The sequence below is a fragment of the Halomonas sp. C22 genome (genome assembly GCF_007655045.1).
Classification (GTDB): Bacteria; Pseudomonadota; Gammaproteobacteria; order Pseudomonadales; family Halomonadaceae; genus Vreelandella; species Vreelandella hamiltonii.
This window is the reverse complement of the sequence record NZ_VBVC01000005.1, coordinates 175,112-196,663: the sequence shown is the minus strand read 5'-3', so window position 1 is coordinate 196,663 and position 21,552 is coordinate 175,112. Positions and strand designations below refer to the sequence as shown.

The 21,552-nt window shown below is 61.3% G+C and carries 21 protein-coding genes; 6 read left to right on the top strand and 15 right to left on the bottom strand.

Annotated elements, in window-relative coordinates; genetic code table 11:
- Nucleotides 1–28: 28 nt before the first annotated feature.
- Nucleotides 29–1,108: a phosphoribosylformylglycinamidine cyclo-ligase gene (gene purM, locus FEU76_RS11965; RefSeq protein WP_039182255.1), complete on the top strand. Its 1,080-nt coding sequence runs from the start codon at nucleotides 29–31 to the stop codon at nucleotides 1,106–1,108.
- A complete protein-coding gene (gene purN / locus FEU76_RS11960) occupies nucleotides 1,105–1,848 on the top strand; it encodes a phosphoribosylglycinamide formyltransferase (RefSeq protein ID WP_144983267.1) in 744 nt (247 codons plus the stop codon). The genes purM and purN overlap by 4 nt, the downstream gene beginning before the upstream one ends.
- 100 nt (nucleotides 1,849–1,948) lie before the next feature.
- On the opposite strand, the gene dcd is transcribed toward purN, so the two are convergent.
- The 4 genes from dcd to cobA all read right to left on the bottom strand — a co-directional run bounded on the left by dcd (nucleotide 1,949) and on the right by cobA (nucleotide 5,566).
- Nucleotides 1,949–2,515 (bottom strand): dCTP deaminase, encoded by a 567-nt coding sequence (gene dcd, locus FEU76_RS11955; protein ID WP_039182260.1) that lies wholly within the window; start codon nucleotides 2,513–2,515, stop codon nucleotides 1,949–1,951.
- 11 nt (nucleotides 2,516–2,526) lie between these two features.
- Nucleotides 2,527–3,327: an iron-sulfur cluster carrier protein ApbC gene (apbC, locus tag FEU76_RS11950; RefSeq protein WP_052196470.1), complete on the bottom strand. Its 801-nt coding sequence runs from the start codon at nucleotides 3,325–3,327 to the stop codon at nucleotides 2,527–2,529.
- 153 nt (nucleotides 3,328–3,480) lie between these two features.
- Nucleotides 3,481–4,572 carry a kinesin gene (locus FEU76_RS11945; protein WP_144983264.1) on the bottom strand — a complete coding sequence of 364 codons (1,092 nt, stop codon included), beginning with the start codon at nucleotides 4,570–4,572 and terminating at the stop codon, nucleotides 3,481–3,483.
- Between the two features lie 178 nt (nucleotides 4,573–4,750).
- Complete coding sequence (gene cobA, locus FEU76_RS11940) at nucleotides 4,751–5,566, bottom strand: uroporphyrinogen-III C-methyltransferase (RefSeq protein WP_039182296.1); 816 nt, start codon at nucleotides 5,564–5,566, stop codon at nucleotides 4,751–4,753.
- Between the two features lie 291 nt (nucleotides 5,567–5,857).
- Here cobA and FEU76_RS11935 point away from each other — a divergent pair, with 291 nt between their 5' ends.
- From FEU76_RS11935 to FEU76_RS11920, 4 genes are all read left to right on the top strand, one after another.
- Entirely contained in the window at nucleotides 5,858–6,769 is a 912-nt protein-coding gene (locus FEU76_RS11935) for a GGDEF domain-containing protein (RefSeq protein WP_144983261.1), read from the top strand.
- 30 nt (nucleotides 6,770–6,799) lie between these two features.
- Nucleotides 6,800–7,138, top strand: coding sequence for a 4a-hydroxytetrahydrobiopterin dehydratase (locus FEU76_RS11930; RefSeq protein ID WP_144983258.1), 339 nt, complete (start codon nucleotides 6,800–6,802; stop codon nucleotides 7,136–7,138).
- The gene (locus FEU76_RS11925; protein ID WP_096922872.1) at nucleotides 7,139–8,329 is read left to right on the top strand and encodes an amino acid aminotransferase; all 1,191 of its coding nucleotides are present in this window, start codon (nucleotides 7,139–7,141) and stop codon (nucleotides 8,327–8,329) included. It begins immediately after the preceding gene.
- 218 nt (nucleotides 8,330–8,547) lie between these two features.
- A complete protein-coding gene (locus FEU76_RS11920; RefSeq protein WP_144983254.1) occupies nucleotides 8,548–10,032 on the top strand; it encodes an NCS2 family permease in 1,485 nt (494 codons plus the stop codon).
- Between the two features lie 13 nt (nucleotides 10,033–10,045).
- Here FEU76_RS11920 and FEU76_RS11915 read toward each other — a convergent pair whose 3' ends face one another.
- The 11 genes from FEU76_RS11915 to trpB all read right to left on the bottom strand — a co-directional run bounded on the left by FEU76_RS11915 (nucleotide 10,046) and on the right by trpB (nucleotide 21,541).
- Entirely contained in the window at nucleotides 10,046–11,377 is a 1,332-nt protein-coding gene (locus FEU76_RS11915; protein WP_144983251.1) for an MATE family efflux transporter, read from the bottom strand.
- A 109-nt stretch (nucleotides 11,378–11,486) separates the two neighbouring features.
- Nucleotides 11,487–12,071, bottom strand: coding sequence for a YceI family protein (locus tag FEU76_RS11910; RefSeq protein WP_016914033.1), 585 nt, complete (start codon nucleotides 12,069–12,071; stop codon nucleotides 11,487–11,489).
- Nucleotides 12,072–12,141: 70 nt separating this feature from the next.
- The gene (locus FEU76_RS11905) at nucleotides 12,142–12,717 is read right to left on the bottom strand and encodes a cytochrome b (protein WP_144983248.1); all 576 of its coding nucleotides are present in this window, start codon (nucleotides 12,715–12,717) and stop codon (nucleotides 12,142–12,144) included.
- Nucleotides 12,718–12,938: 221 nt separating this feature from the next.
- Nucleotides 12,939–14,138 carry an O-succinylhomoserine sulfhydrylase gene (locus FEU76_RS11900; protein WP_144983245.1) on the bottom strand — a complete coding sequence of 400 codons (1,200 nt, stop codon included), beginning with the start codon at nucleotides 14,136–14,138 and terminating at the stop codon, nucleotides 12,939–12,941.
- 90 nt (nucleotides 14,139–14,228) lie between these two features.
- Complete coding sequence (gene purF / locus FEU76_RS11895) at nucleotides 14,229–15,749, bottom strand: amidophosphoribosyltransferase (RefSeq protein WP_096922868.1); 1,521 nt, start codon at nucleotides 15,747–15,749, stop codon at nucleotides 14,229–14,231.
- 104 nt (nucleotides 15,750–15,853) lie between these two features.
- Entirely contained in the window at nucleotides 15,854–16,402 is a 549-nt protein-coding gene (locus tag FEU76_RS11890; protein ID WP_039179928.1) for a CvpA family protein, read from the bottom strand.
- Between the two features lie 2 nt (nucleotides 16,403–16,404).
- A complete protein-coding gene (locus FEU76_RS11885) occupies nucleotides 16,405–17,088 on the bottom strand; it encodes an SPOR domain-containing protein (protein ID WP_144983242.1) in 684 nt (227 codons plus the stop codon).
- A 17-nt stretch (nucleotides 17,089–17,105) separates the two neighbouring features.
- A complete protein-coding gene (gene folC, locus FEU76_RS11880; RefSeq protein ID WP_144983238.1) occupies nucleotides 17,106–18,401 on the bottom strand; it encodes a bifunctional tetrahydrofolate synthase/dihydrofolate synthase in 1,296 nt (431 codons plus the stop codon).
- Nucleotides 18,394–19,395, bottom strand: a complete 1,002-nt coding sequence (accD, locus tag FEU76_RS11875) for an acetyl-CoA carboxylase, carboxyltransferase subunit beta (RefSeq protein WP_039179919.1) — start codon at nucleotides 19,393–19,395, stop codon at nucleotides 18,394–18,396. The genes folC and accD overlap by 8 nt, the downstream gene beginning before the upstream one ends.
- Before the next feature lie 95 nt (nucleotides 19,396–19,490).
- Complete coding sequence (gene trpA, locus FEU76_RS11870; protein ID WP_039179916.1) at nucleotides 19,491–20,294, bottom strand: tryptophan synthase subunit alpha; 804 nt, start codon at nucleotides 20,292–20,294, stop codon at nucleotides 19,491–19,493.
- An 8-nt stretch (nucleotides 20,295–20,302) separates the two neighbouring features.
- Complete coding sequence (gene trpB / locus FEU76_RS11865) at nucleotides 20,303–21,541, bottom strand: tryptophan synthase subunit beta (RefSeq protein WP_039179913.1); 1,239 nt, start codon at nucleotides 21,539–21,541, stop codon at nucleotides 20,303–20,305.
- Between the last annotated feature and the right edge of the window lie 11 nt (nucleotides 21,542–21,552).

Here is a 21,552-nt window from a genome sequence, read left to right as displayed (position 1 = left end):
GCTTTGCATAGGCTTCACAGGACCCGTCATGACCGAGACCTCCTCTTCCCAGTCGACTCCCTCTCTCAGCTACAAGGACGCAGGCGTCGATATTGATGCAGGCAATGCCTTGGTGGACCGCATCAAGCATGTGGCCAAGCGCACGTCACGCCCGGAGGTCATGGGCGGCCTCGGCGGTTTCGGCGCCCTGTGCGAGCTGCCTGCGGGTTACCGTCAACCCGTACTGGTCTCTGGTACCGACGGCGTAGGCACCAAGCTGCGTCTGGCCATGGACCTGGGCAAGCATGACACTATTGGGATCGACCTGGTAGCCATGTGCGTCAACGACTTGATCGTGGCCGGTGCCGAGCCGCTGCTGTTTCTCGACTACTATGCCACGGGCAAGCTGGACGTGGATATCGCCGCCGACGTGGTCACCGGCATTGGTGCAGGCTGCGAACTGGCCGGCTGTGCCCTGGTGGGCGGCGAAACCGCCGAGATGCCCGGCATGTACGAAGGCAACGACTACGACCTGGCCGGCTTCTGCGTTGGCGTCGTGGAGAAAGAGGAGATCCTGGACGGCAGCAAGGTTGCCGAAGGCGACGTGCTGCTGGGCCTCGCCTCTTCCGGCCCTCACTCCAACGGCTACTCCCTGATTCGCAAGATCCTCGAAGTCAGCCAGGCGTCGCTGGAAGAGCAGGTGGACGGCAAGCCGCTGAGCGAGGCACTGATGGCCCCCACGCGCATCTATGTGAAATCGCTACTCTCCATGATGCGTGAAACGGAGCTGGCGGTGCATGCGCTGTCGCACATCACCGGCGGCGGCCTGTTGGAAAACATTCCCCGCGTGCTGCCCGACCACCTGGCGGCACAGATCGACCTGACCACCTGGCAGCGCCCGGAAGTATTCAACTGGCTGCAAGCCAAGGGCAACGTCAACGAAACCGAAATGCACCGCGTGCTGAACTGCGGCATCGGCATGGTGGTAGTAGTGCCTGCGAGCCAGGCGGAAGCCGCCAAGGCTCACTTGCAGGCTCAAGGTGAAACCGTGTACCAGATTGGTCACATCGTGGCACGCGAGGACGAGGCCGTGGTGCTGAACAACCTCAAGGCAGGCCCGCAGGCATGAGCAGTACCGAGTACAGCACGGATACCATCAACGACCTGACCCCGGAACCCGTGGGAGCGCGTCGTGTGGTGGTGTTGATCTCCGGCAGCGGCAGCAACCTGCAGGCCTTGATCGATGCCCAGCAGCACGACCGTCTGGGCGGCGAGATCGTCGCGGTCATCTCCAACGAGCCGGACGCTTACGGTCTGAAGCGCGCCCACGAAGCGGGTATCGAAGCGGTGGCCTTGCCCCACCGTGAATACGATAGTCGCGACGCCTACGACGGCGCGCTGATCAAAGTGATCGAACGCCATGAGCCGGATCTCATCGTTCTGGCGGGCTTCATGCGGATTCTGACGCCACGTTTCGTACAGCGCTTCCTGGGCAGAATGCTCAACATTCACCCGTCGCTGCTGCCTGCCTACCAGGGCCTCAACACCCACGCCAGAGCCTTGGCCGATGGCGTTGCCCAGCATGGTTGCAGCGTGCATTTCGTCACCGAAGAGCTGGACGGAGGGCCAGTGGTCTTGCAAGCCGAGCTCGCCGTCACCGCCGACGACAGCGTCGAGACCCTCAAGGAAAAAGTCCACGCCCGTGAACACCTGATCTTCCCGATTGCCGTTCACTGGTTCCTTGAAGGACGCATGCAATACACCGCCGAAGGCGCACGCATGGACGGCCACCTGTTACCGCCCCATGGCATGCGTCTTTCCCATGCGGATGCCGCCGAAGAGCTGGACGAAGAAGCCAACGACACCTGACCCATCGTTGCGCCCAACCCAAAACGCCCTGATGCATCACTGCATCAGGGCGTTTTTTCTCCTGCCATCTGACAATGGCCAAGCGCTCAGGCCTTCCCCATCACGTTCTGGGCAAGGTCACCCCACGCTGTCCCATGTACTTGCCGCCACGATCCTTGTACGAGGTTTCGCAGACCTCGTCGGACTCGAGGAACAGCATCTGGGCAACGCCTTCATGGGCATAGATCTTGGCAGGCAGGTTGGTCGTGTTGGAAAACTCCAGCGTCACGTGACCTTCCCACTCCGGCTCCAGCGGCGTCACGTTGACGATGATGCCGCAGCGCGCGTAGGTCGATTTGCCCAGACAAATGGTCAGCACGTTGCGCGGAATACGAAAGTACTCCACCGTGCGCGCCAGCGCGAACGAGTTGGGGGGAATGATGCACACGTCCCCTTTCACATCGACGAAGCTCTTGTCATCGAACGACTTGGGATCGACAATCGCAGAGTGGATATTGGTAAACACCTTGAACTCATCGGCACAGCGCACATCGTATCCGTAGCTGGACGTGCCGTAGGAGATCACCCGCTGATCGTTGACGTAGCGCACCTGCTCGGCTTCGAATGGCTCGATCATGGCATCGCTCTGCGCCATACGGCGGATCCACTTGTCTGATTTAATGCTCATCGGTTACTTCATCACTCGCTAAAGGAAATCGTCGGGCCACCGGATTGATGGGCGTTGACGGACTGCGCCACCTGACGGGCAATCTCGGCAAACGTTTGGCTCACGGAACTCTCCGGCTCGGCAACCACGCTGGGGCGCCCGGAGTCGGCCAATTCACGAATCGACAGGGTCAGCGGCAGCCGACCCAGCACCGCCGTATCATACTCTTCGGCAATGCGGTCACCGCCACCGGTGCCAAAGATCGCCGCTTCATGGCCGCACTGCTCACAGTGGTAAAGGCTCATGTTCTCGACTACCCCCAGCACAGGCACATTGACCTTGCGGAACATTTCGATGCCCTTGCGAGCATCCAGCAGCGCGATGTCTTGAGGTGTCGTCACGATCACCGCACCCGACACGGCCACTTTCTGCGCCAGGGTCAACTGAATGTCGCCGGTACCGGGCGGCATGTCGATCAGCAGGAAGTCCAGGTTGTCCCACTGGGTCTGGGTGAGCATCTGCTGGAACGCCCCCACCACCATAGGGCCACGCCATACCATGGCATCACGGGTATTGACCATGAACGCCATCGACATGGCCTGGATGCCGTGTGCTTCCAGGGGCAAAAATGTATTGTTCTCCCCGGCTTGAGGACGCATGCCCTCCTTGACGCCCAGCATCTGGGCCTGGCTGGGTCCATAGATATCGGCGTCCAGCACGCCCACACGGTAGCCCTGAGCCGACAATGCCAGCGCCAGATTCACGGTCACGGTCGACTTGCCGACACCACCCTTGCCCGAGGCCACGGCCACGATATGTTTCACACCATCCATCAATGGCTCTCCCGTTGTTGAATACCTGCATGGTCTGGCGGGAATGATACTCCTCCACCGCCCATTTCTAAACCGACAAAAACAAAAGCGGGCATGGGAAGCCCCGTGCCCGCTCTTGGAAGAACACGATGGCCTCAGCCATCGGAACTCCGTTTACTGCGCTTGCGTATCGTCAGCGTCAGCGTCGTCGCCATCGCTCTCTTGATCACCTGACAGGTCAGGCACCTCATCGTTGGCAGCATCATCCACGTGCAGGCGGTCGCCTAGCGCGGCCAGCTCTTCACGCCACTCGCGCAGTTGGCTCTCCAAGCGTTCCAGCTGCTCTTCGCGAGTCTCGATATCGCTCTCGACATTGGCGACTTCCTCACGGCCAATGTCCAACGCCACCATCAGGTCATCCATTTCACCGCGCACCTGGCTCAGGCTCTCTTCTTCCTCCTCGCGCAGCTGGGTCATGGACTCGATCTCGGACTGCATCGCATCGCGCTCGCTGGTCACGCTATCGCGCTCTTCCTGCAGCGACTCCAGCTCGCTCTGCTGGCTGGCAATCTGCTCTTCCAGCTCGGCCAGGCGCTCATTGGCCTCGTTGACCTGGGATTCCAGCTCACTGAGCTCGTCTTCGGCAGCCGTCTGCTCTTCTACCGCCTGCTGGCGCTGCTCTTCGGCTTCCTGACGAGCTGCTTCAGCCTCCTGACGCGCCTGCTCCGCGCTTTCACGGGCATCTTCGATCTGTTGCAGGCTAGACTCGGCCTCATCACGCTCACTGACGATCTGGTCGCGCGCTTCGCGCAGGCTTTCCATCTCGCTCTCGGCGCCCGCCAGACGCTCTTCCAGTGACGTCACTTCCTGCTCAAGGGCATCCCGCTGCGCTTCCAACTCCTCCAGACGCGACTGCACGGTGCCTACCTCGCCCTGAGCAGACGCCAGCGTTTCAGAAGCTTCTTCCTGCTGCTGCGCCAACAAGGCAATTTCTTCACGCATGGCGGTCAGGTCGGCTTCGGCTTCTTCGACCTCGGCCAGGCGCTGGCTCAACTGGGCATTCTCCTGCTCGACACTGTTGAGCTGGCCTTCCAGCCGCTCGACGCGATCACGATGGGTGCCTGCATTGGACTGCGCCATGATGGCCCATATCACCGCAATGGCCGCGATACCGGCAATCCCCTTGACGCGGTTATCCTGAAACAGCGTCTTCATATCAGGCTTGCCAGCAGGTGTGTGCGGCTCTGGGTGGTTTGCTTCTGACATGCTGCATCCCTCTCTTCGCTTGGCTGCTGGTAATAGCAACGTGAGTGACAAATCGCTCGCTATCGTCAACGATCGTTTCTAAAAGTAGTCCTTACCAGCATACACAGCCACCCGCATATCGCCAGCGCTCAGCAAGATACGGCTTCGAAGCCTGCCTCTCTCGAGTGGCCAGATGCCGTCACGGGCGACGCACTTTGCAAAGATGGCTCTCTTCACCGAAGCCCTGAGCGGCTCCCTGTTCCACCTCGAACCACGAAAGGCGCGCATGCAATGTCACTACGCTTCCCACGATCAACAGCGTAGGCGGCTGGATGGCACCTTGCAGAAAAGCCGTCGGCAGTTGCCGCAGGGTGCCCGTATGGGTCTGCTGCTGGCGCGTGGTTCCCTGCTCGATCAGTGCCAGGGGCGTTTCCGGTGGCAAACCATGGGCCATCAGCCCCTCACAAATGGCCGTCAAATTACTCAGCCCCATGTAAAACACCAGGGTCTGGCCAGGCTGCGCCAGAGTAGGCCAATCGAGGGTAAACTCGCCCTGCTGCAAATGCCCGGTCACGAAACGCACGGATTGCGCATGATCGCGATGGGTCAGCGGTATGCCAGCATAAGCCGCACACCCCGAGGCAGCGGTGATGCCGGGCACGACGTCTACCTCGATACCGGCAGCCACCAAGGTTTCCAGCTCTTCTCCCCCACGCCCAAAAATGAACGGGTCGCCACCTTTCAGACGCACCACCTGCTTGCCCTGTCGGGCCCACTCCACCAATGCCTGATTGATCCCCTCCTGAGGCACACTGTGGGACGAACGCGCCTTGCCGACATAGTAGCGCGCGGCTTCCTGTGGCAGCAGCGCGATGATTTCATCACTCACCAGACGGTCATAAAGCACCACCTCGGCACTTTTGAGCCGACGAAAGGCTTTCAGGGTCAGTAACTCCGGGTCGCCTGGCCCTGCGCCTACCAAACTGACACGGCCAACGCCTGTCTGTGCGCTCATGGTTGCCATTATGGACGTATCCACCTCGTGTGATTGCTGTGCAGCCAAACCCGCCACCAAAGTAATAAGAATAATAATTCATATGCCGAAAAGTAATTTTAAACCGAATGGTGCGCTCTGCACAGGCCATCTCCGCCAAAAACGAGCCATATAGAATTTAAAATCTGCTTTTAATTCCAAAAAATTATTAATAAAAGACAATTTGTCAGCAATGGCTTACATCCCATTTACCTATTTAGGGCTAATCTTCACAGCTAACTTATAATAGGCCTATCGTCTGGAGATTCACGCATGTCCGTGAATGAGGCATCCGTTACTTCCAAGCCTGCCGCCCCGGGCACGGAAGAGTTGATCAGCAGCATCCCAGGGGTCATTTTTCAGTTTTACCGCACGCACGCTGGCCACATGCATTTTCCCTATCTGGAAGGGGGTGGCATGGCACTTGCCTATATCGACAAACACCAGCTCGCCGAAGATGCCCAGCCGCTGCTGGAGCAACTCACTGGCAGCGACTACCCAAAGATCATGTCGGCCATCGAGCGCTCAGCACGCTGGATGCTGCCGCTGACCACCCGCTTCCGATTCCCCTTTCCAGAAGAAAACCCTCGCTGGATCGCGGTCAGCGCCAACCCAGAACCTTTCACCAATGGCGTGCGCTGGAGCGGTATCATGATGGATATCACCGACCAGGTGCTGGAAGAGCAGCGCCTGCGTCGGCTTTGCGATACCGACCCGCTGACCGGCCTGGCCAACCGGCGCAAGTTGATGCTGCAACTGACGCATTTGAGCTCCCTGAGCACGCGCCATGGCTCACCACTGTCGGTCATGATGATCGACATCGACCACTTCAAGCAGCTCAATGACGCCTGGGGACATCTGCAGGGCGACAAGGTACTCAAACAGCTCGCCACGTTGACCTGCTCGCTGCTGCGCTGTGAAGACGTGGTTGCCCGCCTGGGAGGTGAAGAGTTCATGGTACTGTTGCCGCTCACCTCGCTGCAGCAATGCCATGCGCTTGCCGACCGCCTGCGCAAAACCATCGCCGAGCACGATTTCGGCATTGGCCAGAGCAGCGTCACGCTGAGCATCGGGGTTGCGGAGTACCGCTGTGGCGAACCCCTGACCAGCCTGATGGAGCGTGCGGATCAGGCGCTCTATCGCGCCAAGGAGGTTGGCCGGGACTGCGTGCGTCTTCTACCCTGACGCTAGTAACGTCGCCTTCGGAGACCGACCATGCAAAGCCTCGCTCGCACTGCCTTCCAGCCCGTGTCGTCAGATGCCATGCCGCTCGCTCATGAGGCATGCCAACCCCATCTGGCCGCACTTCCAGAGTGGCAGATTATCGAACACGATGGCATCATGAAGTTGACGAGACGCTTTGCGTTTCGTGATTTCGCGGATGCGTTGGCATTTACCCAGCGTGTCGGTGAGGTCGCCGAGCAGGCTGGGCATCATCCGGTCATCGTGACCGAGTGGGGTCGCACCACCGTGACCTGGTGGACGCATACCCTGCGCGGCCTGCATCTCAATGATTTCATTCTTGCCGCCAGAACCGACGAGGTAGTCGAATAAATGTTTGAGCAAATTGAGCGAGTCCCTGGAGACGCCATTCTCGGGTTGATCGAAGCTTTCAAGAAAGACACCAATCCGCAGAAAGTGGACCTTGGTGTCGGTGTATATCGTGACGCAGCGGGCAATACCCCGGTCATGCGCGCGGTCAAGGAAGCAGAAGCTCGCCTGCTCAAGAATGAAACCACCAAGACCTACATCGGCTCCCATGGCGCGCCTGCTTATGGCGATGCCGTGCTGCCCATGGTACTGGGTGCCGACTCAGCGGTATTGAAAGCCAATCGTGCCAGCGCCACGCAGTCACCGGGCGGCACGGGCGCTCTGCGTCTGGCGGCCGATTTCATTGCCAGCCAGTTGCCCGGCAAAGGCATCTGGGTCAGCGACCCCACTTGGCCCAACCACCACGGCATCTTCACCGCGGCGGGCATTGCGCTGCACAAATACCCCTACGTCGATGCCGAGAACCGTCTGGATTTCGCGGGCATGCTGGCAGCACTCAAGCAGATCCCCGAAGGCGACGTGGTCGTGCTGCATGCCTGCTGCCACAACCCCACCGGCTTCGATCTTTCTCAAGCCCAGTGGCAGGAAGTCATGGCCGTTCTGCAAGAGCGCAAGCTGCTGCCGCTGATCGACTTCGCCTACCAAGGCTTCGGCGAAGGGCTGGAAGAAGATGCCTACGGCGTTCGTCTGCTGGCTGAAAACCTGGATGAGGTGATCATCACCAGCTCCTGCTCCAAGAACTTCGGTATCTACTGCGAGCGCACTGGCTGCCTGATTCTGGTGGCCAAGGACGCCGAGCAGATGGAAAACGTACGCTCTCAGGCAGCCATCGTTGCCCGGGAAAACTACTCCAACCCGCCCGCCCACGGCGGCGCCATCGTCAGTGAAATCCTCCACGATGCCGAGCTGTCCGCCCTGTGGCGTGAAGAGCTGACGGAGATGCGCGACCGTATCAACACCCTGCGTCGCGATTTCGTCGAAGCACTCAAGCCTTACGGTCTGGCGGAAAAATACGCCTGCGTAGCCGAGCAGCGCGGCATGTTCTCCTACACAGGCCTGACTCCGGAACAGGTAGACCGCCTGCGTGACGAGTTCGGCATCTACATGGTGCGCTCGGGCCGGGCCAACGTGGCAGGTTTCTCCCACGAGAACCTTCCCTACCTGGCCAAGGCCATCGCGGCAGTCAACGACTGATCTCGCGCACTGACGTATCACGCCCAGGCTTTGGCCTGGGCGTTTTTGTTTAGAAAGATCAACCTCTTGGGCAATGATGTGTACAATTGCGCCTTCGCCGCCAGAGCCTGGGGCGCCCGCGCGGCGTCCGTGACAACGCAACGCTTGACCGATTAGTCAAATATTCGGCACACTCAGCGTAGCCTTGTATACAACACACCATAACCGAGAGGCACAACATGGCGGCTGCCAGCACTCCCTACCCCTGGTACAAAAAAGAAGATACCGACGCTTTCTTTGCGCTGTTCCAGAACAACATCGCCAATTTCGTCATTATCGCCATTACCATGCTGGGCATGGGTTTCCCTGCTTCCATCGTGTATGGGCAGGTGCTGCCAGGGGCGGCGGTCGCCGTCATGGTGGGCAATTTCTACTACGCCTGGAGCGCCGCTCGCTTGGCGCGCAAGGAGAACCGCAGCGACGTCACAGCGCTCTCCTACGGTATTTCCACGCCGGTGATGTTCGTCTTCCTGTTCGGGGTGCTGCTGCCCGCCAAACAGCTGACCGGCGATGCTGAACTCGCCTGGAAAGTCGCCGTGGCCGCCTGCTTCATCAGCGGCGCCATCGAAGCCCTGATCAGCGTCGTGGGCCGCTGGGTACAGTATCACCTGCCCAGAGCCGCGATGCTGGGTGCCGTGGCAGGCGTTGCGCTGACCTTCATTGCGGGTGAAATGCTGTTCAAGACACTGGAAATGCCGGTGATCGGGCTACTGGTGCTGGGGATCATCATCGTGGGCCTGGTCGCCAGGGTGAGCATGCCCTTCAAGCTCCCCACCTCGCTGTTTGCCATCGTCATCGGGACGACCATGGCCTACCTGATTGGCGATGCAGGCACCGAGCGTTTCAGCGATGCCTTCACCCACCTGGGGTTCTACCCCTTGCTGCCCAATCTCGCCTGGTTCGAAGGGCTGGGCCTGCTGTTCACCGGCATGCTGGCCGTCCTGACCGTGGTGCTGCCCATTACCCTGTACAACGCCATCGAAACCATGAACAACGTCGAGGCCATGGAAGCCGCAGGCGACAAGTACGATGTGCGGGAGTGCCAGGCCGTGGATGGCGCGGGCACCATGATCGGGGCCTTGTTTGGGGGCGTGTTTCCTACCACGGTCTACATTGCCACGGTGGGTGCCAAATGGATGGGCGCCGGGCGCGGCTACAGCCTGCTGAACGGCGCCGTCTACGCGCTGGCCACCATGTTCGGCCTGATTGCTGCCCTGGCGGCCATCATTCCGGTTTCCGTCGTGGCGCCTATTCTGGTGTTCGTGGGGATGTCCATGATCGCCACTGCGTTCCAGGCCAACGATACCCGCTACTACCCGGCCATCGCCCTGGCGATGCTGCCCTACTTCGCCAATTATGTGATGACGCGCTTCAACCGGGGAGCTGGTGAGGTGGTCAGCGACATCTCCAGCGCCATCGTCGTGCTGGGGCAAGGTGCCATGTTCATGGCCATCCTGCTGGGCGCCATGACCGTGTCGGTGATCGACCATCAGTTCCGCAGGGCAGCGGCCTTTGCCGCCATCGCAGCGGGTTTTTCATTCGTTGGCCTGATGCATGCGCCCAAGCTGGCCTTCAATGCGGCCCCCGACTTCGTGATGGGCTATCTCGCCATGGCGCTGCTGTTCCTGTATTTCTCGTTTCAGGAATCACGCCGCCAGCACTGAACCTGTCGTCGGGTCATGACACTCCCGCCCGCCGATGCGGGCGGGAGAGAATCTGCCGCAGCGCTCCCCAAGCCATCAGGCCTGCCAGCACATTCCCCACAGCGGCACCCGCAGCCAGCCCCGTCCAGCCAAACAGCTGCGCCCCCACCCAAAGGCACGGCAGGTAGCACACGAACAGCCGCGCACTGGAGAGCAGCATGGCCCGCAGCGGCCAGCCCAGCGCATTGCCCGCCGAGACCACCAGCATGCATACACCCAGCGCCGCATAGCTGGGCAGCAGAAAACGTATCAGCAGCGCCAGTTCGCTCTGTACTTCCGGATTACCGGCCAGCGCCATGGCCACCCAGGGTGACGCCAGCGCCAACAACACGCCCAGCGCCAACTGCCAGGCCACGGCCACGGTCAGCGCCAGGCGCATGAGACGATGAATCTGCTCCCAGTCTCCAGCCCCATAGCAGCGCCCCAACCAGGGGGGCAGCGACATGGTCATGGCAAGAATCACCATCAGCGAAAGGGTTTCCAATCGGCTGGCCAACCCCCAGGCCGCGACTTGGGTATCCCCCAGCCCCGCCACCGCCGCAATCGCCAGCATGGCGGCCAGCGGCGGCATCAGCTGGCTGACCATGGCTGGCGCGGCAATGCCGGTGAAAGGCCGCCAGGAGCGTTTGATCTCTGGCCACAGCGCCACCGAGGTCGCCCAGTCACGCCGATAGAGCTTGCGGCAGGTAAACCACAAGCCCACGGCAAAGGCAATGGCCGTGGCCCAGGCAGCCCCCGGCAACCCCCACCCCTCCCAGGGGCCTATGCCAAAAATGAACAGCGGGTCCAGCACCAGGTTCACCAGGCTGCTGACCACCATCATCTTGCCAGGCAACCGAGTATCGCCGTGGGCGCGAAACACGCTGTAGATGAAGTAAAGCAAGGCGCCCAACCAGGCGGCGAACAGCTGCGGCGCCCAGTAGGCTCGAATGTGCCCTAGCGCACGCTGGTCGGCCCCCAGCAGGCTGAACAAGGGCTCCTGCAACGCCCAAAGCACGACGACCAGCACACCGATGACCGCACCACCCGCCAACAGCACCAGGCTGCTCAAGCGCCTGGCTCTGGCCTGCTCACCGGCCCCCAAGGCTCGGGAGATGAGCGCCGCAATGGCGATGCCCATCCCCACCTGAATACCAATGATCAAAAACGACAGCGGAAAAGTGAACGACTGCGCGGCCAGCGGGGCCGTGCCCAGCCGCGCGATGAAGGCGCTGTCGACCAGTTGAAACCCGAGCAGCGCCAGAACACCAATGGCCATGGGCCAGGTTTGACGCCACAGGGTGATAGCCAACTCACGTTGTTGCATAGCGGCTGCCAACGGCGGCCTCCTTGGTGTATTGCTCGATTTACGGGGGCTTTAAAACGCAAAAAACGCCACCACCCGTGAAGGTGGCAGCGTTCTGATCAGTCATCGCTTACTGGCGGATGCCTTCGAAGGTGACGTACAGTTCCAGCTCGTGCATGGCTTCCGGGAAGTCGCTCATGTCGATGCCGAAATCACTCAGCGTCAGCATGGTGCTGCCTTCGAAACCAGCGCGGTAGTTACCCCAGGGGTCTTCACCTTCGCCCATCAGGGTCACCGGCATTTCGATTTCCTGAGTTTCGCCGTGCAGCGTCAGCTCGCCGGTCACCACGCCTTCGTTATCACCCGTGGCTTCGAAACCAGTGGACGTGAAGGTCGCCGTGGGGAATTCGCTGGCGTTGAGGAAGTCAGCGCTCAGAATATGACGATCACGCTCGGCATGGTTGGTGGTCAGGCTGTTGACCTGCACTTCCATGGAGACGGAAGACGCATCCAGGTCGTCGGCATCGTAATGGAACTGGCCATCGAAGGTCTCGAAGCTGCCCAGAATGTAAGAGAAGCCCAGATGGTTGATCTTGAACTGCACGAATGCGTGCTGGCCTTCGATATCGATCTGATAATCAGCCGCCTGAGCCTGGCTCAAGGGAACCAGAGCCGCTGCGGCCAGTGCCGTGGCAATCGCTGTCTTCTTCAACATTGCTATCTCCTCGCTTTCCTTGGTCAAAACTGCGGATCCATCATGAGTCCGCGGTGAGTAGAACAGGGGTTCAAATCTTTGGCTGGGCATGGGGCTTTGGCTGCGCATGGCGCGGGTTGACCATGCGGCGCAGCGTGTCGTGCCGCCAGCGCCAATGATGTACCAATGCCGCCAACGCATGCCCACCTGCCAATACCATGAGCGCCAACGCGCTGTACCAGTGTATGTCGCCCGCCACGCTGGCCTGATTGGGCAGGCCATGCAGGATGGCAGGGGCATCGAACCAGCCAAACACACTGATGGAACGGCCGTTGGCGGTCGAAATCAGGTAGCCACTGAACAGTACCGTCAGCATCAAAACGTAAAGGGCTATGTGGCCAAGGTGAGCCGCCAGACGCTCGAATCGCCCTCCCTCGGCCGCGGGGGTCGGCTGCATGAAACGCCAAGCCAATCGACCAAAGGTGGCCAGCAGCAGTAGCACGCCCACCGAGCGGTGTATCCAGGGAGCCTGATTGTACCAAGGGTCGTAATAACCCAACCCGGTCATCCACCAGCCTAACGCGAACAACCCAATGATGGTCAAAGCGCTCAGCCAGTGAAACGCGATACTGATCACCCCCCAGCCACTGCGTGTATTACGCCACATCCTTGATTCCCCATTGACGGCTGCACGCTGCCCCACAGCATGCTTCACTTGTTATGAAAATCATAACCTTTCGCATGACAAAACACTGCTGAAAAAAGCAGAACGCATCGTTCGGAAAAACCGTTTCATCGTGCCCGTACCGTGTCACTTTATGAAACGTCGGCGTGTTTCGCCAATAAAAAACCGGCCTCTCGGCCGGTCAGTCGTCACAATATCGTACTTCAACGAGCAGCCAGCGCATCCAGGCCACGGGCCAGGTCACGCTGGATATCCGCCTGACTTTCAAGCCCGACGGCTACCCGAATCAGCCCCGGCGCAATCCCTGCGGCGGCTTTTTGCTCATCGGAAAGGCGCCCGTGGGTCGTGGTGGCCGGGTGAGTGATGGTGGTTTTGACATCGCCCAGATTGCCGGTAATCGACAGCATGCGCGTGGCGTCGATCACCTGCCAGGCGCCCTCTTGCCCACCCAGCACCTCGAATCCCAGCACGGCACCAAAACCCTGCTGCTGGCGCTTGGCCAACGCATGCTGAGGGTGCGCTTCCAGGCCGCTGTAATACACCCGAGTGACGGCGGGGTGCTGGTCGAGCCAGCGGGCCAGGCTCAAGGCGTTCTCGCAGTGGGCCTTCATGCGCAGCGACAGGGTCTCGAGCCCCTTGGTGAAGATCCACGCGTTGAACGGACTCAGGCAAGGGCCACAGGTCCTCACGACGCCAAACACCTCTTCCAGCAGGTCATGACGCCCCACCACCGCTCCACCCACGGCGCGCCCCTGGCCATCCAGGTATTTGGTGGCCGAGTGAATCACTAGGTCAGCCCCCAGTGCCAGCGGCTGTTGCAGAGCAGGCGTAAGGAAACAGTTATCGATGGCCAGCAAGGCCCCGCTGCGCTTCGCCAACGCTGCCAGGGCCGGAATATCGGCCACTTCGGAAAGCGGATTGGACGGCGTTTCTGCAAACATCAGCCGAGTTGCGGGCGTCACTGCGGCTTCCCAGGCTGCCAGATTGGAAAGCTCCACATAGCGCGTGGTAATGCCAAACTTGCCCAGATACTTGTCGAACAGGCTGACCGTAGAGCCAAACAGCGAACGCGAGGCCACGATCTCATCCCCCGCCGACAGCAGTGCCAGGGCAGTGGAAAGAATGGCGGCCATGCCAGAGCTGGTGGCGACGCAGCGCTCACCGCCTTCGAGGGCCGCCAGTCGGCGTTCGAAGGTATGTACCGTCGGATTGGTGAAGCGCGAGTAGACGTTACCCGGCTCTTGACCACCGAACTTGCGGGCAGCTTCGGCAGCACTCTCGTAAACAAAGCTCGAGGTGGGAAAAATCGGCTCGGCATGCTCCTGCTCAAACGTGCGGTGGTGCCCCGCGCGAATGGCGAGCGTTTCGAGCGACCACTCCTCCTGGTGATGATCATCGTGCATGGCAGCGCCCTCTTTTCCAAAACGTCCAGCTTCCAAAACGTCCACTCCCCCGGCAACTCCCCCTGAGGAAAGTTGCCAGCGCATGCGCGTTCAGTCGTCCAGGTCATCGTCTTGATTGTGCATGTCAACCAGCGCATGGTCACCCGCGCTGTTGTCCTTGGCCGCATCGTTACGGCTAGCTTCCAGTACCGCCAGGTAGGCCTCGTCGATATCGCCGGTGACGTAGTTGCCATCGAACACCGAGCAATCGAAGGCTTCCATCTCGGGGTTGACCTCGCGACAGGCGCTCTTCAGGTCTTCGAGGTCCTGATAGAAAATGCGGTCGGCGCCGATCAGCTGACCCACTTCATCTTCCGTACGGCCATGGGCAATCAGCTCGGTGGCCGCGGGCATGTCGATGCCGTAAACGTTGGGGTAACGCACCGGGGGCGCCGCCGAGGCGAAATAGACCTTGCGGGCACCGGCATCCCGGGCCATCTGGATGATCTGCTTGCAGGTGGTGCCGCGCACGATGGAGTCATCCACCAGCAGTACGTTCTTGCCCTTGAACTCGACATCGATGGCATTCAGCTTCTGACGCACCGATTTCTTGCGCTGAGTCTGCCCGGGCATGATGAAGGTACGGCCGATGTAGCGGTTCTTCATGAAGCCTTCGCGGTAGGTGACGCCAAGATGCTGGGCCATCTCCAGTGCCGAAGTACGTGAGGTGTCCGGGATCGGGATGACCACATCGATATCGTGGTCGGGCCACTCGTTCATGATGCGGTCGCCCAGCTTGCGACCCATCTGCATGCGCGTGCCGTAGACATAAGCGCCATCGAGGATGGAGTCGGGGCGCGCCAGATAGACGTGCTCGAAGATACACGGACGCAGTTCGGGGCGGTCGGCACAGACCTGGGTGTGAATCTGACCCTGCATGTCGACGAAGATGGCCTCGCCCGGCGCCAGGTCACGCGCCAGCTCGAAACCACCCACGTCCAGCGCCACCGACTCGGAAGCGATCATCACTTCCTGGCCGTTGGGGTCCTGGCGCGTTCCGAACACCACCGGGCGAATGCCGTGGGGGTCACGGAAGGCGACCATACCGAACCCGTTGATGATCGCCACGGCCGCATAGCCACCCTTGCAGCGACGATGCACGCGACGCACCGCATCGAAGATGTCCTCGGCTTCCAGGTGAAGTCCTTGCTTGCCCAGCTCGTGGGCGAAGACGTTGAGCAGCACTTCCGAGTCGGAGCTGGTATTGATATGGCGCAGGTCCGTGGAGAACAGTTCCTGCTTCAACTGCTCGGAGTTGGTCAGGTTGCCGTTGTGGGCCAGCGCGATGCCGTAGGGGGAGTTGACGTAGAACGGCTGAGACTCGGCCTCACTGGAGGAGCCTGCCGTGGGGTAGCGCACGTGACCAATGCCCAGGTTGCCTTTCAGGCGCGCCATGTGGCGAGTATGGAAAACGTCACGGACCAGGCCGTTACTCTTGCGCAGTAGGAAGCGTCCCTCGCTCCAGGTCATCATGCCGGCAGCGTCCTGGCCCCGATGCTGAAGTACGGTCAGGGCATCGTAGATTCCCTGATTTACCGCCTGCTTGGCCAGAAGGCCCACTATACCGCACATTCCAGTTACCTCGCTTTAAAACCACGGCTTGCTGGTGCAAACCCGTATGATCATCAAACTTACTCGTGCCGCTGCCAGACAGCGGCACGACATCCACCGCTCGGCTACTGCTGAACGGGTACGCGCAATTCGGGGAGCGAGACATCGCGCAGCGACGCCGGTGGCGTCGGCAGCTCACGCTCCCACTGGTCCAGTTGGCTCACGGCCCAGTCCCGCAACTCGATGAAGGTGGGGCGCAGCGAGGCTTCCTGCCATGCCTGAAGGTCTGCCAACGGTGTCAAGGTGATCAGCACGGTCACCACCAGCAGGATGACCGCGCCACGGGCAAGCCCGAACGCAGCGCCCGCAAAGCGGTTCAACAGCCCCATGCCCACCCACTCCACGGCGGCGTGAACGATACGTATCACGATGCCGCACAGCAGAATCACCGCAAAGATGACCAGCGCAAAGGCCAGCACCAGGCGAGCATCGAAGCTCTCGATGAAGCCGGCCATAAGCTCGGCCACCGGCTCGGCCAGCACCCGCGCCACCATCAGCGCGACGACCCAGGCAGCCAGCCCCAGCGATTCACGCACGAAGCCCCGTACGAAGCCTGCCAGCATCGATAGCGCCAGCACGGCCAGAAAAACGGCATCAATCCATGTCAGCGCCATGATCAGTCTCTTACCCGCACCAGAAGGCCTTGAACATTGGCGCGCTCTTTCACCAGCGCCAACGCCGCCTCGCCATCTTCCGAAGAGCCGTACGGGCCCACCAGCACGGTGGTGAGGTTGTTGTCACGCGGGCGCTGGAAAACGCGGAAACCTTGATTGGTGAGTTGGTCGCTGATGCGCTGGGCATTGGCGGCATCGCCAAAACTGCCTACCTGAACGGCCCATTCGCCCTGCTGCTGAGCCTGGGGAGCAGAACCATTGCTGCTGCCGCTGCTACTGCTGCCACGGTTCTGGTTAGCGGCCACCAGCTCGGCAATCGGGTCATTGGCGGGAGCGGGCGTCGGTTCGCTGCGCGGCGCTTCGGCGGGTGCCGCTGGCGGAGGCGTCTCAGCGGGCGCACTGGCAACGGCCTCGGTCTGCGGTTCCAGCGGCACGACCTCGATGGGCTCGTCCACTACCTCGGCATTCTCCAGCGGCTCGAGGGGAGACGGCGCGTTGATGGAAGCAGGCATCTCGGGCACAGGAACGTCCTGACGCACCACGTTCACCGGCTGTTCGATCACGAAGGTGGGCTGCGGACGCTCCTCCCGGGGAGCCGGGTCACTCATCAACCACGGCACGATGATCGCCAGCACGGCCAGCAGAATCACGAGACCGCTAATGCGTTCCGTTTTACCGTATTTCATATCCCTCTCCCTCCAGCTTAACGTGCCTGCGGCGATGCTTGAGGCAGTGACATCGCCAGTAGCGCTGCCACGGTAAAGAATGACCCCGTTGCCAATACCCGATCCTCTGGCGTCAGCCGTTGAGCCAGCCACTCTGCCCCGGCCTGCGGAGAATCGGCGCAATGATACACGCGCCCACCCAGCGACGTAATACGCTCGGCAAGCTCGCTGGCCAAGCGGCCACGTTCGCCTTCCAGGCTGACGCAGACCCAGTCACGGATACGCGGCAACAATGCCTCAATCACACCGTCGGCATCCTTGTCATTGAGCATGCCAAGCAGCCCCCACTGGCGACCACCGGCAGGCGGCGCGGGAAGCCTGCGCGCCAGATAGCTGGCCGCATGCGGATTATGCCCCACGTCCAGGCACCACTGCCCGCTCCACTGCATGCGCCCCGGCAGCGTCACAGTGGCCAGCGCTTCACTGACCGGCCGCACCTTCAACGGCACGCCTGCCAGCGCCAGCGCCTGCAGCGCCGTCGCCGCATTGTCGATGGGCAAGCCTGGGTCGGGCAGCGCGTCAAGGGAAAGAGTATCCCCTTCACCGTTGAGCCCATGCCAGCACCAAGGAGTTCCTGGCGGCTCGTCACCCGCGCTATGGCTGAAACCCACGCCCAGCACGTAGCTGGGCGCAGCCACGGCAATGGCCGTGTCCAGCACGCTCGTGGGCAGCGTCAAGCTTCCCAATACGGCGGGTTTCAGGGGGCGAAAGATGCCCGCTTTTTCGCGGCCGATCTGAGCCAGATCGGTTCCCAGGAAATTGGCATGATCCAGCGCGATGGTGGTCACGATGGCCACATCGGCATCGATGATGTTGACGGCATCCAGCCGCCCGCCCAGCCCTACCTCCAATACCGCCAGATCCAGCTCGGCATTGGCCAGACACCAGAGCGCACACAGAGTGCCCGCCTCGAAGTAGGTCAGACTGATGGCGGGCGCTTCCAGGCGAGCATCCTCCACCTGAATGAAGCCTTCGACCAGGGTTTGGTCACTGGCTTCGCGACCTTCCAGCGTGACACGCTCGTTATAGCGCAGCAGATGAGGAGACGTGTAGGTACCGGTGCGCAGGCCATGCGCCCGCGCCACCGCATCGATCATGGCAAGGGTCGAGCCCTTGCCATTGGTGCCTGCCACGGTAATCACCTGGCGGGCCAGGGGGCGGTCCAGCAGCCCCATGCGCCGGGCCACCTGCGACACCCGCTCCAGGCCCATGTCGATGCCTACCGGATGCAGCGTCTCAAGATGATTCAGCCATTCGGCTAACGTGCTAGGCATTGCGCGACGCGTCATCGCTCGCAGGCTTGGCAGGCTCTGCCTGAGCGCTGCTTTCTGCGGCATCGGCCAGCGCTGCTTCATCAACCACTGGCTCCGCGATCTCGGCATCGACTTCCGGCTCACCACTGACGTGCAGTGGGTTCTGATGAGTCAGCTTGCGCAGCACACCACCGACACGCGCACGCATGTCATGACGATGTACGATCATGTCGACCGTGCCGTGTTCGAGCAGAAACTCGCTGCGCTGGAAACCTTCCGGCAGCGTTTCGCGCACGGTCTGTTCGATGACCCGAGGGCCTGCAAAACCGATCAGTGCGTTGGGTTCGGCAATGTTCAGGTCACCCAGCATGGCCAGCGACGCGGAAACGCCACCAAACACCGGGTCGGTCAGCACGGAAATATAGGGGACGCCCGCCTGTTTGAGCTTCTCCAGTGCTGCCGAGGTCTTGGCCATCTGCATCAGCGAGAACAGCGCTTCCTGCATCCGCGCGCCACCCGAGGCAGCAAAGCAGATCAGCGGAATACCCTCGTCCAGCGCAATGGTGGCCGCGCGCACGAACTTTTCGCCGACCACGGCACCCATGGAGCCGCCCATGAAGGTGAACTCGAAGGCCACGGCCACGACCGGCAGGCCATCCAGCTCGCCACGCATGGCAACCAGCGCGTCTTTTTCACCGGTCTCTTTCTGGGCAGCCGTCAGGCGGTCCTTGTACTTCTTGGAGTCGCGGAACTTGAGGCGGTCATTGGGCTCGATCTCGGCCCCCACCTCTTCGCGCCCCTGCTTGTCCAGGAACCAGTCAAGGCGCTTGCGGGCGGTCAGACGCAAGTGATGGTCACACTTGGGACAGACGCTGTGGTGCTTTTCCAGCTCCGGCAGGTACAGCACCGCCTCGCATTTGGGACATTTACGCCAGAGGCCATCGGGCACGCTGGCACGACGGTCCTTCCGCTGGATACGCCCCATGGAGGGCACGATCTTGTCTAACCAGCTCATATCAAAAAGGCTTCCGTATACGTCAACGCTTGGCCAAGCCAAGCTTGATGAGTGTCGTCAATTCAAGATTCAGTGTAGACGATGAGAGGATGCACTCAGGCATCCATGGCGGTCCGCATTTCAGCCAACACGCTCTTCAACTGTCCGGCGATGGTTTCAGGGGCATCCACGCTGTCCGCAATGCGGTTGACCAGCGCGCTGCCGACGATCACGCCATCGGCGACTTTCGCCACCTCGGCGGCCGTCACCCCATCGCGAATGCCGAACCCAACGCACAGCGGCAAATCGGTCATGTCACGCAGCGGCGCCAGGTGTTCAGCGACATCGGCTGCGTTCAATGTGGCCGCCCCGGTCACGCCTTTGAGCGACACATAGTAAAGATACCCCTCACCGTGGGCGCATATTGTAGCGGCACGGGCATGGGAAGTGGTAGGCGCAACCAGGAAAATCGCTGCCAAGCCGCGCGCTTTGAGCAGCGGGCCGAACTCGTCCGCCTCTTCCGGCGGCATGTCCACCACCAGCACGCCGTCCACACCGACGCTGGCGGCTTTATCGGCAAAGGCCGTGTAACCGATGCGTTCGATAGGATTCAGGTAGCCCATCAGCACGATGGGTGTCTGGGTATCGGTCTGGCGAAACTCGGCCACCATGTCCAGCAGGTCCACCAGCCGGGTGCCCTGCTTCAGAGCCCGCTCGCAGGCCTTCTGAATGACCGGGCCATCCGCCATCGGGTCGGAGAACGGCACGCCAAGCTCGATCACATCGGCCCCGGCATCCACCAGGGCGTGCATGAAGCCTACCGTGTACTGGGGCGCAGGGTCCCCGGCGGTGATGTAAGGGATCAGAGCCTTGCGGCCCTGCTGCTTCAATTCGGAAAAACGCTGGTCGATTCGATTCATGCTAGCCCTTAAAACTCGATGCCGTCGATGTTAGCCACGGTCATGATGTCCTTGTCACCACGCCCTGAAAGGTTCACCACGATATGCTGATCAGGCCGCATGGTGGGCGCCAGCACCTTGGCATGGGCCAAGGCGTGGGCAGACTCCAGCGCAGGCATGATGCCCTCCATGCGGGTCAGCTCGCGGAACGCTTCCAGCACCTGCTGGTCGTTGGCGGCCACATACTGCACGCGACCGGCGTCTTTCCAAAGCGCGTGCTCGGGGCCAACGCCAGGATAATCGAGGCCTGCGGAGATGGAGTGAGTATCCATCACCTGGCCCGCTTCGTCGGACATCAGGTAGGTGCGGTTGCCGTGCAGTACGCCACGCGGTGCATTGGAAGACAGCGGCGCGGCGTGGCGGCCGGTTTCCACCCCGTCGCCCCCTGCCTCGACACCGTACATGGCCACGGCGTCATCTTCGACGAACGGGTAGAACAGGCCAATGGCATTGGAGCCACCGCCGACGCACGCTACCAGCGCATCCGGCAAGCGGCCGATCTGCTCCAGCGACTGGCGGCGCGCCTCGCGCCCCACCACCGCATTGAAATCGCGCACCAGCAGCGGGTACGGATGCGGCCCGGCCACGGTACCGATGATGTAGAAGGTGTTGTCCACGTTGGTGACCCAGTCACGCAACGCCTCGTTCATGGCGTCCTTGAGCGTGCGGGTGCCGGACTCCACCGGAATGACCCGCGCGCCCAGCAGCCGCATGCGATAGACGTTCAGCTTCTGGCGCTGGACATCGGCGGCGCCCATGTAGACATCGCACTCCAGCCCTAGCCGCGCGGCAACCGTGGCCGTGGCCACACCGTGCTGACCCGCGCCGGTTTCAGCGATGACCCGAGGCTTGCCGGTCTTCTTGGCCAGCAGCGCCTGACCGATGGTGTTGTTCACCTTGTGGGCACCGGTATGGTTGAGGTCTTCGCGCTTCAACCAGATTTGCGCGCCACCCAGTGAGTTGGACCAGCGCTCGGCGTGATACAGCGGCGAGGGGCGCCCCACATAGTGCGCCAGGTCGCGGTCGAACTCCGCCTGAAAGGCCGGGTCGTCGCGCAGGCTGAAGTAGGTCTGCTCCAGCTCTTCAAGAGCGTAACTCAGGGTTTCCGACACGAACCGGCCGCCATAGGGGCCAAAGTGACCACGGGCATCCGGCATTCGGGTCAGGTCGCTGAACTTGGTTTCAGTTGCTGAGACTGTCACAGGCATACCTCACAGGA